At 42.5% G+C, this 12408-nt stretch carries 10 protein-coding genes and 1 pseudogene; 8 read left to right on the top strand and 3 right to left on the bottom strand.

Going from position 1 to position 12408, the window contains the following annotated elements; translation table 11 throughout:
• The coding region (gene priA, locus NJ959_RS16075) for a replication restart helicase PriA (protein ID WP_254012750.1) at positions 1-1439 on the bottom strand (1439 nt) is incomplete at its 3' end.
• Positions 1440-1708: 269 nt separating this feature from the next.
• Here priA and NJ959_RS16070 point away from each other — a divergent pair.
• Positions 1709-1984, top strand: coding sequence for a hypothetical protein (locus tag NJ959_RS16070; protein ID WP_254012749.1), 276 nt, complete (start codon positions 1709-1711; stop codon positions 1982-1984).
• 289 nt (positions 1985-2273) lie between these two features.
• Here NJ959_RS16070 and NJ959_RS30200 read toward each other — a convergent pair whose 3' ends face one another.
• Complete coding sequence (locus NJ959_RS30200) at positions 2274-2405, bottom strand: hypothetical protein (protein WP_256529279.1); 132 nt, start codon at positions 2403-2405, stop codon at positions 2274-2276.
• A 137-nt stretch (positions 2406-2542) separates the two neighbouring features.
• On the opposite strand from NJ959_RS30200, the gene NJ959_RS16065 reads away from it, so the two are divergent.
• The 3 genes from NJ959_RS16065 (at position 2543) to NJ959_RS16055 (ending at position 8962) form a co-directional block, all read left to right on the top strand.
• A complete protein-coding gene (locus tag NJ959_RS16065) occupies positions 2543-4654 on the top strand; it encodes a M3 family metallopeptidase (RefSeq protein ID WP_254012748.1) in 2112 nt (703 codons plus the stop codon).
• A 478-nt stretch (positions 4655-5132) separates the two neighbouring features.
• Complete coding sequence (locus NJ959_RS16060) at positions 5133-6602, top strand: bifunctional metallophosphatase/5'-nucleotidase (RefSeq protein WP_254012747.1); 1470 nt, start codon at positions 5133-5135, stop codon at positions 6600-6602.
• Between the two features lie 65 nt (positions 6603-6667).
• Positions 6668-8962, top strand: a complete 2295-nt coding sequence (locus NJ959_RS16055) for a carotenoid oxygenase family protein (protein ID WP_254012746.1) — start codon at positions 6668-6670, stop codon at positions 8960-8962.
• Positions 8963-9177: 215 nt separating this feature from the next.
• Here the strand turns inward: NJ959_RS16055 and NJ959_RS16050 are convergent, their stop codons facing one another.
• Positions 9178-9435 (bottom strand): hypothetical protein, encoded by a 258-nt coding sequence (locus tag NJ959_RS16050; RefSeq protein WP_254012745.1) that lies wholly within the window; start codon positions 9433-9435, stop codon positions 9178-9180.
• 56 nt (positions 9436-9491) lie between these two features.
• Here NJ959_RS16050 and NJ959_RS16045 point away from each other — a divergent pair.
• From NJ959_RS16045 to NJ959_RS16030, 4 genes and pseudogenes are all read left to right on the top strand, one after another.
• A pseudogene (locus NJ959_RS16045) lies at positions 9492-9617 on the top strand (M3 family metallopeptidase); the annotation flags it as partial.
• A 124-nt stretch (positions 9618-9741) separates the two neighbouring features.
• Positions 9742-10404, top strand: coding sequence for a TIGR00266 family protein (locus NJ959_RS16040; RefSeq protein WP_254012743.1), 663 nt, complete (start codon positions 9742-9744; stop codon positions 10402-10404).
• A gap of 183 nt (positions 10405-10587) precedes the next feature.
• Entirely contained in the window at positions 10588-11265 is a 678-nt protein-coding gene (locus NJ959_RS16035) for a TIGR00266 family protein (RefSeq protein ID WP_254012742.1), read from the top strand.
• 100 nt (positions 11266-11365) lie between these two features.
• Complete coding sequence (locus NJ959_RS16030; RefSeq protein WP_254012741.1) at positions 11366-12061, top strand: TIGR00266 family protein; 696 nt, start codon at positions 11366-11368, stop codon at positions 12059-12061.
• The last annotated feature ends 347 nt before the right edge of the window (positions 12062-12408 follow it).

The raw sequence follows: 12408 nt of genomic DNA, 5'->3' as shown, positions 1-12408 counted from the left end.
CTCCCATCCCCCCTTCTCTCCCCTTCTCTAATACTTACCCAACTTTCCAAAGAAGGAGTAGCGGAACCTAAAATTAGCGGACAATTTTCTAATTCGGCACGCCATTGGGCTACAGTACGAGCATGATAAGTTGGGGCGGGTTGATCTTGTTTGAAACTGGAGTCGTGTTCTTCGTCTAAGATAATTAAACCTAGTTTGGGCAAAGGGGCAAATATGGCGGAACGAGTGCCGATAACAACTTGGGCTTCTCCTCCTAACATTTGTCGCCAAGTATCGTAGCGTTCCCCTCCAGAAAGGGCGCTATGATATACGTTCACTTTATTACCAAAACGGGCGCGGAAACGGTCAGTTAATTGAGGTGTTAGTCCAATTTCTGGTACTAGTACTAGGGCTGACTTTCCTTGTTCTAAAATAGGTGCAATGGCTTGTAAGTAAACCTCAGTTTTTCCGGAACCTGTTACCCCATGGAGCAGCACTTGGGTAAAACTATCTAAACTGGTAATTGTTTCTAATGCAGAATTTTGTGCTTTTGTCAAGTCTTTGGGACAATCTGCTCCTATGGTTGGTTGGGCAGCGGTGCGCAAGATTTCCCTATCCTCAATTACCACATAACCTTTCTTTTCCAAAGTTTTGACTATTGAAGCGCTGACATGACAAATTTGTAATAACTCACTTAGCCACAAATCGCCGCCATGACGACGGAGTACATCTAAAACTTCCTGTTGCTTTGGTGTCAGTTCAATATCCAGTCTATCTGCTACTAGAGTAACAGCTTGTTTCAGTTTGGGACGTGCGGGTTTTGGGTGTTCCAAATAACTCTCTACCCAACCCCGTTTTAGTAAATCTCGCAATCCCCAGTTAGCTCCTTTTACCTGACGTTGGAGATATTGCCAACTATAGTCGCCATCAGGATTAGTTTGGAGCAATTTTAGTAGTTGTAGAGTAGTTGATTTAAGGAAGGGTTGGGCATCTTGGGGTATTTTAGCGCGATTCAGGCGAATCCGACGCTGCGATCGCAAAAGTAATCCTGGTGGCAGGGCAATTCTAATCGCCGCAATTAAGGGCGTGCAATAATACTGCGCAACTTGTTCTAAAAGCTGCCAATAGAAACTGGGAAAAAACCCAGTGTAAATAATCTCCTCAATTTCCCTAATTTTATCCAGTGGCAAGTCAGAGGGTGGTTCATCAAGTAGTCGAATTGCGATCGCGCCAATCTGCTGCGCTCCAAAGGGTACACTTAAAATATCCCCAGGCTGTACATCTAACTCAGCGGGGACTCTATAGGTATATAATTTCTGCTCTTCTTCTGTTGCCCCATCATCTTGTATCCTCCCCCCCGGTACATCCACTAGCACTTCCACCCAGGCATTCCCACTACCACCCACTTGGTAAGATGCCTTTGGTTCAGCTAGTAACAAACCTGTCGGGGAATTAGACATTGTGATAAAACCTCATCGGTTGGATCGAGTGCAGGATGTGGCAAAAATTATAGATCCTCGTCCGCTTCCCACCTAAGCCTGACTCAGGAGGAAGACTAGAAATACCATGTTCGGGTTTCTCACCACCATAAAAAAATAAAAAATTTATAATTTCCGTACAATGGTAAACTTTTTTTTACCAAAATTCACATTGATGGGCTTTAATAGCATTTGAACCCCGGCAAGGGTCTCTATCTACCAGAAACGGATTATATCAAAAAAGGAACGCTATGAACATCAAACAGGTTACTTCAATTGCAATTGCTTCACTCCTGACTCTGGGATTGGTTACTGGATGCGGTGGAGGCACGGAAACCAAGCCTGATGGCGACGGTGGTGGCGCTTCTACTGAAACTACTCCTACCCCAGCAGAAACCACCACTCCTACTCCCCTAAGTTCAGACGGTGGTAAAAAGGATGAAAAGGGTGGTGAAAAGACTCCCGCCGCTGGTGAAAAGACTCCCGCCGCTGGTGAAAAGACTCCCGCCGCTACGAAGAGTCCCTAATCAATTCTCCAAATCGGACTAGGGCCACTTCTGATCGTAAGGCAACTTCCACTCCCTAATGAGCGAGAGGTAGCCTTGACTTGACTTAGGCAAAACATCTATATGTAGCACGTCACAGAAACCCATAAACCCGGTGTCTTCAAGACACTGGGTTTCTCTGTATGTCAGTTGGTTAGTCTGACAAGCTCTCCGAAGCTGAAGTCAACAATCAGAAATTAAAATAAATTATAAATTTGGTGTGGCAAAAATAAGTATTATGAGAAAAATTAGTTAGCCAATAACGCGCAAGTCAAGGTGATGCGTATTCGTCTGGTGCAAAGGTTTCTTCTGGCAATTCTGCTAATAGCACTTCTAATTGCTGTGAGTCGGCTGATAGCGCTTTAGCTGGTATTCCTGGTTCCACTAGTGGTGTTTGCTGCAAAGTAATGAGCTGGCTAGCATTTGGTATTGCCTGAGTTGGTATATTGGAAAGACTCGCTAAATTTACTTAACAAATACTCATTTGATACTATGGTGCAAGATCTCAGCTAAACTAAACTTTTCACAGGATATAGATTAATGCCTAAGCCAGAAAGTTACCCAACTCTATCACAGAATCCCTTACTCATCGGGAAAGGGCTGCCCCCCTTTGAAAAGATCAAAACCGAAGATGTAGTCCCCGCCGTCATCCAACTACTAACAGAACTAGAGCAAGATTTAGCCACCTTAGAGGCAAATGTTACACCGAGTTGGACTGGTTTAGTCGAACCCCTGGATAAATTGGGGGAACGACTCAGATGGAGCTGGGGCATAGTCGGACATTTGATGGGGGTGAAAAATAGTCCCGAATTGCGGGAAGCCCACGCTGCGATCCAGCCGAAAATTGTGGAATTTGTCAATAAACTCAGCCAAAGCCAACCCTTCTACAAAGCATTCAAAGCCCTCAGAGATAGCGATGAGTGGCATAATTTTGAGCCAGCCCAACAGCGAATTGTGGAAGCCGCCATCCGAGATGCAGAACTATCTGGTGTAGGATTGACAGGGGAAGTTTGCGATCGCTTTAATCAAATTCAGATGGAGTTAGCGGAAGTAGGGACTAAATTCTCTAACAATATCTTAGATGCAACAAAGGCATTTAGCCTTACCCTCACTACTCCAGCAGAAGTAGATGGCTTACCTCCTAGCTTAAAAAGTTTAGCCGCCCAAGCAGCAAGAGAAGCAGGGGCAGAAAATGCTACTCCCGAAAATGGTCCTTGGCGAATTACTTTAGATTTTCCTAGCTATGTCCCTTTCATGCAGCACAGTACCCGTAGTGATTTGCGGGAAAAACTCTACAAAGCCTTTATTAGTCGTGCTTGTAGTGGGGATTTAGATAATAATCCGCTGATTGAGCGGATTTTAGCACTGCGACAAGAAAAATCCAAGTTATTGGGTTTTAATAGTTATGCTGAATTAAGCCTAGCTACTAAAATGGCTCCCAATGTGGAAGCGGTGGAGAAGTTACAAGAAGAATTGCGTCTTGTTAGTTACGATGCAGCACTGAAAGATTTAGAGGAATTGAAAGCATTTGCTGCCAGTAAAAATCTATCCGCAGTCACCGATTTAAAGCATTGGGATATTAGCTTTTGGTCCGAACGTCAGCAGGAAGAAAAGTTTGCTTTCACAGCCGAAGAATTACGTCCTTATTTTCCGCTGATCCAGGTATTAGATGGATTATTTGGATTAGTAAGACGGCTATTAGGAATTACAGTTACATCAGCAGATGGAACAGCACCAGTTTGGCATGAAGATGTCCGTTATTTCCAAATAGCTGATGAGACGGGAAATCCCATTGCCTATTTCTATTTAGATCCCTACAGTCGCCCAGCCGAAAAGCGTGGTGGTGCGTGGATGGATGATTGTATTGGCAGGGCTAAAATTAGCGAAAATGGCAGTAGCAATACTCGTTTACCTGTAGCCTATCTGGTGTGCAACCAATCCCCGCCCGTAGATGGGAAGCCCAGTTTAATGACATTTAATGATGTGGAAACCCTATTCCACGAATTTGGTCACGGTTTGCAACACATGCTGACAAAAGTAGATTATGCTGGGGCAGCCGGGATTAATAATATAGAATGGGATGCGGTGGAATTAGCGAGCCAATTTATGGAAAATTGGTGCTACGATCGTTCCACATTAATGGGGATGGCAAAACATTACGAAACCGGGGAAACTTTACCAGAACATTATTACCAAAAACTCTTAGCCGCACGGCACTACATGAGTGGTAGTGGCATGTTACGCCAATTACATTTTGGCTTAGTTGATATCGAACTTCACCACCGCTATCAACCCGGTGGGAAAGAAACAGCAGCAGACGTGCGCCATCGCCTTGCTCAAACTACCACAGTCTTGCCACCATTACCAGAAGATGCCTTTTTATGTGCCTTTGGACATATCTTTGCTGGCGGCTATGCAGCGGGATATTACAGTTACAAATGGGCAGAAGTATTGAGTGCAGATGCTTTTGCTGCCTTTGAAGAAGTAGGATTAGAAAATGGGGATGCGATCGCAATTACAGGGAAGCGTTATCGCGATACTGTACTAGCGTTAGGTGGAAGTTTGCACCCGATGGAAGTATTCAAGGCATTCCGAGGACGAGAACCAAGTACCGAGGCATTATTAAGACATAGTGGTTTGATAGCAGCCTAGGAGCTAGGGGTTAGGGCGTGTTTTCTTTCCCATGAAGATCTCCCCTAATCCCCCAGGGCTGTTTCATTGGTGCAAGATCTCAGTTGAAACTCATAACTTACACCATTCTCAACAAACTGTTTTTTGTAGGGTGGGCACTCCCGAAGATAACTCGAAAACCCTAAAATAACCTCCGGGGGGAGTGCCCACCCGGAGGTTATTGAGATTGAGGCAAGATGATCTGAGTTGAAATGGACTCAAATCCTTCCCTCCTGGAGCAGAATAGCGATACCGAAGGCGAGGGAAGCGATCGCCTTCAGGATAGTTGACGGAGGATACCAAAATATGAGACATTGGTTCGGGCTGAGAAATAGCATTTGAGATTAGACTTTCGGAAGTTGTTTAAGTCCCGAGAATTGCTTTCTTGATTAGATTTCAATAATTGAATTAACGGAACAAGAAACAAGGTTCACTAAAAAATAATTAGAGGTAAGATACAATGAACACTGAGAAATTTAAAAAGTTTACAATTTTACATTCAAATGATATGCACGGAGACTTTTTAGCCGAGGCATCTGGCATAGCAGAAGGTCATGCTATCGGGGGAATGTCGCTACTTTCTGGATATATCAATAAAGTTCGTCAAGAAGAGAAAAACGTACTCTTCGTCATTTCTGGTGATATGCTCCAGGGTTCTATGATTGATACCGAATACAAAGGTATTTCAACCATGGAAATTATGAATTACCTAGCTCCAGATGTAGTAACTTTGGGGAACCATGAATTAGATTATGGATTGCCTCATTTACTCTTCTTGGAAAAGATGGCAAATTTTCCCATAGTGAATGCCAACCTGTATATAAAAAAATATAACAAACGATTGATGAATCCTTATCTAATCCTGAATGTAGATGGATTCGATATCATGTTCATCGGGATTGTGACTGAAGAAGCTCTGAGAACATTAAAACGCGATCGGAGTATTGGCACGTTTGTCAACCTTGAAGATGCCGCAGCAGAAATTAGCAAAATTTGTAATGCCTACAAAAATGATGACATCGATCTAACAGTTATTCTGACGCACATCGGTTTTGAAGAGGATAAAAAATTAGCAGCAATGCTGGACCCAGAATTGGGGGTGGATATGATAATTGGCGGACATTCCCATACCTTTTTAGAACAACCTGCGGAAGTTAATAATATTTTGATTGCACAGGCTGGAGTTGGCACGGACCAAATTGGACGGTTCGATATTGTGGTAGATGATGATACGAATAGCATTGTGGAATGGAAATGGCAACTCCTGCCTGTAGATAGCAATTTAGCAGAACCAGATCTCAATATCGCCAGCCTGATTGCTACGTTTAAAGAAGAGGTCGATCGCAAGTATAATCGGCTGGTGGGACGATTAGCACGTCAACTAATCCATCCTAAACGTGAAGAAGAAACTGAATTGGGTAACTTAATTACTGATATTTTTGCCCAACTTGATGCTTTGGATGTTGTTTTTGTAGCGAGTGGTGCCATCCGTGGAAAAGAATTAGGGCCGCTAGTTACATTGAGCGATCTCAAAAAAGTTTTCCCTTATGACGATACTCTTTATAAGTTTAAAGTTAGCGGGGCACATCTCACCCAGATATTTACATATATGATGAGACCTGAAAACAAAACTCCAGGTCAAGGTGAGTATTTCCAGGTAAATAAAGGTATTCAAGCTATTTACAACGCTCATGAGAAGCGGCTGGAATCTTTAACTATTAACGGACAATCCCCAGAAGAAGATCGTCAATACACCATCTGTATGGATGGCTATCGGTATCAGAATTCTCAAGCTAAATTAGGGATAACCCATGAAGAATTAGGCGACTCAAAGGTGGTTTCAAAATCAGCACAGGATGTTCTTGAAGAATATTTCGGTAATCATCAGAATCTTAACAGCCAGATTGAAGGACGATTGATATACAAATAGTGGGATTTGATCAATTTACTTACTGGCATAATGTACAAAAACTTAGAAAACAGTGGAGAATAACCATGTTATTTAAAGTAACAGGACGAATTTACGACGCAGAAAATGGCATAGGGATTAGTGGCTTAGTTGTCGAAGCCTTTGATAAAGATCTCCTCAAGAGCGATAAGTTAGGGCAAACCAAAACTGATCGCGATGGCAAATTTGAAATTACTTACACTGAAGCCAACTTCAAAAGTGCATTAGAAAAATTTGAAGGGAATCCAGATTTATATATCGTTGTCAAAACAACTGATCTTGCTCAAGTTTTGTACAGCAGTGAAAAGAATATTCGTAATGAGGCCAGCAATAACGAGAATTTTGATGTAGCCATTCCCAAAGCGACTTTAATTGCTGTTCAAGAAAAATCTTTACAAGAGAATAAGCAATTGTTCAAAATCTTGATGGGCATAGCTTGGCTTGATGGTGTACTCGCCCCCGGAGAAAAAGAATATTTATCCAAAGTTGCCACCCAAAAAGGATTGACGGAAGATCCAGAGATTAAAGGTTTATTATCAGACAGCCAGCCAGTACAACCCCAACAATGTTTTGATTGGCTACAAACTTATTTAGGCAAAAATCCCAGTCCGCAAAAATTTGAGGCACTAGACGAAGTTCTAGAAAACTTAATCACCAGCGATGACGAAATAGACGAACGGGAAAAAGAACTCTTAGCAGCTTTTGCCGACAAAAATACTCGCCAAACCGTTCTTCAGCAACGGTTAGCCAGTATCTTCCTCGATCCTGATTTCCTGGCTAAAGTCACTTCTGATACCCCAGACTCCCCAGAAACTGCTCAGAAAAACCTCAAAAAAGGCTACGCTTATGCTCGCGTTCCCCAAGCGGTTCTCAGTAAAATCACAGCCGCACAATGTGATCTCAAAGTCAAAGAAGAATTAGCCAATCGCTTTTTAACTCTAAACTATGCCCCAGTCCAGAAAGAAATCACGCAGGATAACCTAGAAGTTATTGGCAAACTACCAGAAGATTTGTCAGGGATGTTTTTCCGAATTGGACCAAACCCCCGCTTTTCTCCTTTGGGTTTGTATCATTGGTTTGATGGGGATGGCATGATTCACGGAGTACACATTAATAACAGCAAAGCTAGTTATCGTAACCGTTATGTCCGTACCGAAGGCTTTAAGATTGAAGAAAAAGAAGGTAAACCCATCTGGCCTGGATTACTCAATCTCCCTCGGTTCGACGAACCCTACGGCATCATGATGAAAAATGTTGCTAACACCGCTTTAGCGTGGCATCACGGACGGTTACTCGCTTTGTGGGAAGGAGGAGAACCCCATGAAGTCCGGGTTCCTGACTTAGAAACAGTTGGGGCTTATACCTTCAACAATCAATTGACCTTTCCCTTCTGTGCCCACCCAAAAATCGATCCTCAAACAGGGGAAATGATGTTCTTTGGCTATCAACCCCTAACCAAGCCTTACATCCAATACGGCATCGTCTCACCAGAGGGAAGGATTGTCAAAACCATGCCCATTGACATTCCGAATCCCATTAGTACGCACGATTTCGCCATTACTGAAAAATATACCATTTTCATGGATATGCCTCTATCACTTCAACCTATGCGAGTGATGCAGGGCAAAATTCCTCTGGTTTTTGAACGAAATAAACCCAGCCGTTTTGGCATTATTCCTCGACATGGGGGTGAAATCAAATGGTTTACTGTGCCAACCTGCATGGTTTATCACGTTGTCAATGCTTACGAAGAAGGCGGGGAAGTCATTTTAGTTGCCTATCGCATGGATTGGACGCAACTGTTTATCCCTGAACAAGAAAATCCTCTTGATTTCGCTAGTACTGATGCTTTGTTGGAAAAAATCAAACCAGAACTTACGAAATTGTATCGTTGGCGGTTTAATTTATCAACTGGTCAAGTTAAAGAGGAAATGCTTGACGATGAAGTTGCTGAATTCCCCCGGATCAATGATAACTTCGTTGGACGCAAAATGCGTTATGTTTATTCTGGAATAGGAGCCTTATATATGGAACGTCCCCTATTTGATGGAGTCAAGAAATATGATTTAGAAGCAGAAACGGCGCAATCTGTTTATTTTGGTCGGGGACGTTTTGGTGGTGAATGTGTTTTTGCACCTCGTCCAAATGGTAAAGCTGAAGATGACGGGTGGGTGTTAACCTATGTTTATGATGCCGTCCAACAGCGCTCAGAATTGCTGGTTTTGGATGCTCAGAATATCACTGCGGAACCTGTTGCTCGTGTAATGATTCCTCAACGAATTCCCTTTGGTTTCCATTGTGAGTGGGTTTCTTCTGAGAAAATAGCAAATGCTCAGAGATAGTCAAAACTTACTATGTTTCTCATAGCCCAACAACTGGGATCATCCCACTTTGGTAAAGATACTCGTTTTTTGACAAAGTTTTTACCCCCCAGCCCCCCTTGTCAAAGCAGGGCTGTTTCATTCTCCCACAGCAACAGGTTAAAACCTGTTGCTACACAGGCTAAACCGCCCTTCGGCGGTTCAACTTATTTGTTAATAAGCTAATGCAAAACTTGCTAACCTGCGAAGGCAGGTTTTGTCTGTGTAGCGACAGATTTCAATCTGTCGTAAAATTTGAGAATGAAACAGCCCCCCAATTCAAAGGGGGGAGCAAGAATACAACCTGCATTTCTTCCTTGCTCGGGATGCTCCCCAACAACTTCTTGAAACCGATGGCATCGAGTTTTTTGCCAAGCCGCAATATGATGACAACCGATAAAAATTTGCTGTAGAAGTGAAGCATTCGGGGGATAAGTTATGGCATTTACCCGCATATTTATTTGAGTATTGAGTGCTTTGAAGAAGTAGGATGAGAAAATGGGGATGCGATCGCGATACAATATTAGCGTTAGGCGGTAGCCTAAAGCCGATGGAGGTATTCAGAGCATTCCGAGGACGAGAGCAAAGTACTCAACCCTTACTGCGACACAGCAGTTTAGTCGCTGTGCGAGAATAGGGAGTGGGGGAGAGAGTTTTGAGTTTTGAGTTTTGAGTTTTGAATTAAAACTCTCCTCAGCTCCCTGCTCCCTTGTCTCCCTTGTCCCCCCACTCCCCATTCCCCATCTATAGGAGATTTGGCTGTGAAATGTGATATTCGCTATAAGCCAGCATTTGCCGCTATTTTCGTTACCCTCAATCCCGGTGACAGCATTACTGCCGAGGCAGGGGCGATGACTAGTATGGATGGCAAAATTACCATAAAAACTCAATTTTCTGGTGGCTTCTTTCCCGGATTATTAAAAAAATTCTTTGGGGGAGAATCCTTATTTGTTAATACCTTTAGTAACCCAACCCAACAACCTTTAACTTTAGTCCTTACCCAATCTACCATTGGCGATATTGCCTCTGTAGACTTACGAGGAAGTACCCTCTGTTTTCAACCAGGTGCTTATATTTGTCATACTTCTGGTGTAAATTTAGGTGTTCGCTGGGCAGGTTTGAAGAGTTGGTTTTCTGGAGAAGGACTTTTTAAACTTCAAGTTAGCGGTAATGGGAGGGTTTTCTTTGGTGCTTATGGCGGAATTACTAAAAAACGAATTAATAGTGAATTTGTGGTAGATACTGGTCATTTAGTCGCCTATGAACCAGGAATTCAGATGAATATTGGGTTAGCAGGTGGTTTGGTGGGTTCCGTTACTTCTGGAGAGGGATTTGTTAATCGATTAACGGGTACGGGAGATATTTATCTTCAGTCTCGCAGTATTGATGGTTTGGTTAAGTATGTACGACCAAAGTTATATTAGTTGTTGGTTGTTGGTTGTTGGTTGTTGGTTGTTGGTTATTGGTTATTGGTCAGATTTATAATTAATGTAACAGGCAGGATGCCTGTTCTACAATAAGGGGATTAGATCAAATTATTCAGCTATTTTGCAATAACAAACAACAAATAACAAACAACAAACAACCAAAAACAAAAGGAGAGGTAAATGAATATAGAACTTTTGCATCAACCTGATAGTGCGATCGCGCGTGTTATTCTGGATGCGAATGAGGAGTTAGTCGCCCAGGCTGGCTCTATGATTGCGATGAGCGGTCATATTAATGCTAGTACTACTTTACGAAAAGGTAAAGGTGGGGGGATTTTAGGTGGATTAAAACGGTTGGTGGCTGGGGAGTCTCTATTTTTAAGTGTATTTCGTTCGTCAATACCGGAGGCGGAGATATTTCTGGCTCCTAAATTTATGGGAGATTTGTTGGTTTATGAGATGAAGGGGAAAGAGTTAGTCGCTCAGGCTACATCTTATCTGGCTAGTGAGTCAGGGGTTGATATTGATTTGGGTTTTCAAGGGATAAAGTCTCTATTTTCTGGTGAGTCAATTTTTTGGTTAAGTATGAGTGGTTATGGATATCTATTGTTAAATTCTTTTGGGGCTATTTATGAAGTGCCTGTCCATGGTGAATATATTGTTGATACCGGGCATATTGTGGCTTTTGAGAAAAGTTTGACTTTTGAAATTACTAAGGCAGGCTCTAGCTGGATTGGGGCTTTTTTAGGTGGAGAAGGATTTGTTTGTCGATTTAAGGGAGAGGGTAAAGTCTATTGTCAAACACATAATCCTGGTGCTTTTGGCTCTATTGTGGGTTCTAAATTACCGCCTAGATAAGAGGGGGAGTGGGGAGTAGGGAGTGGGGAGTAGGCAATGGGGAATAAGACTAATAACAAATAACAAATAACCAATAACCAATAACCAACAACCAACAACAATGAGTAACGAAATTGCTTATCAAATCGAACATGCTCCTGCATACTCTTCCTTAATTCTTAGCTTGCAGGCGAATCAAACTGTATTAGTTGAATCTGGGGCGATGGCGGCGATGGATTCTTGCATCAAGATGACATCTAAGGTGAAAGGTGGCTTGATGAAAGGTTTGGGTAGGATGGTGAGTGGAGAGTCATTATTTATGAGTGAGTTTACTGCTGAAGGGAAAGCGGGACAACTTTATGTTTCTCCTGGTGTGCCTGGTGATATTCAGCATTATCATCTCAAAGGTAATGCTTTGATGATTCAATCTGCTGGATTTGTGGCATCTAGTACAACTGTGGAAATTGATACTAAGTTTCAAGGATTTAAGGGATTTTTTAGTGGAGAATCGTTATTTTTGATTCGGGCAACGGGCACGGGATCTATTTGGTTTTCTTCCTATGGTGGGATTGTGGAAATTCCGGTTGAGGGCGATTATGTAGTAGATACTGGTTATATTGTTGCTTTTGAAGATAGTTTAAATTATAACGTTGAGATGTTAGGTGGTTTGTCATTTCGAGGTTTGAGAACAGGTATTTTAGGCGGTGAAGGATTGGTTTGTCGTTTCCGGGGGCGGGGACGTTTATGGGTACAATCTCGCGAACTTTATTCTCTGATTAATTTCTTAAATCCTTTTCGCCCAACTAAGAGTAATTAACAATTGGCTCTAATTTAGAGCTTGCACATTGTTAATAATCCCGAAAATCCGCCAGGGATTAAAATCCCTGTCTCACAGCTTAAGTCGGTTGAAACCGACTCTGGATGGGTATTTCAGTTCATTTTAACTGATAACTTGCACCAATTTCATGTAGGGTGGGCACTCCCCCTTAGAATTTGAAAAGCTGATTATGAGGTTAGTGGGGAGTGCCCACCCTACTTTTATTGCTCTGGATGGGTATTTCAGTCCGTTTTAACGGACTTCAGCTATTAGACAGTGGGCACTCCCCCTGAGAATTTGAAAAGCTGATTATGAGGTTAGTGGGGAGTGCCCACCCTACTTTTATT

The organism is Limnofasciculus baicalensis BBK-W-15 (genome assembly GCF_024178385.1).
Classification (GTDB): Bacteria; Cyanobacteriota; Cyanobacteriia; order Cyanobacteriales; family Coleofasciculaceae; genus Limnofasciculus; species Limnofasciculus baicalensis.
The sequence above is the reverse complement of the archived record's forward strand: the minus strand, read 5'-3'. Positions and strand labels throughout refer to the sequence as shown.

Coding starts and splice junctions, on each gene's coding strand:
- NJ959_RS16070 (WP_254012749.1), top strand. CDS start 1,709: ATGAACATCAAACAGGTTACTTCAATTGCAATTGCTTCACTCCTGACT.
- NJ959_RS16065 (WP_254012748.1), top strand. CDS start 2,543: ATGCCTAAGCCAGAAAGTTACCCAACTCTATCACAGAATCCCTTACTC.
- NJ959_RS16060 (WP_254012747.1), top strand. CDS start 5,133: ATGAACACTGAGAAATTTAAAAAGTTTACAATTTTACATTCAAATGAT.
- NJ959_RS16055 (WP_254012746.1), top strand. CDS start 6,668: ATGTTATTTAAAGTAACAGGACGAATTTACGACGCAGAAAATGGCATA.
- NJ959_RS16050 (WP_254012745.1), bottom strand. CDS start 9,435: ATGCGGGTAAATGCCATAACTTATCCCCCGAATGCTTCACTTCTACAG.
- NJ959_RS16035 (WP_254012742.1), top strand. CDS start 10,588: ATGAATATAGAACTTTTGCATCAACCTGATAGTGCGATCGCGCGTGTT.
- NJ959_RS16030 (WP_254012741.1), top strand. CDS start 11,366: ATGAGTAACGAAATTGCTTATCAAATCGAACATGCTCCTGCATACTCT.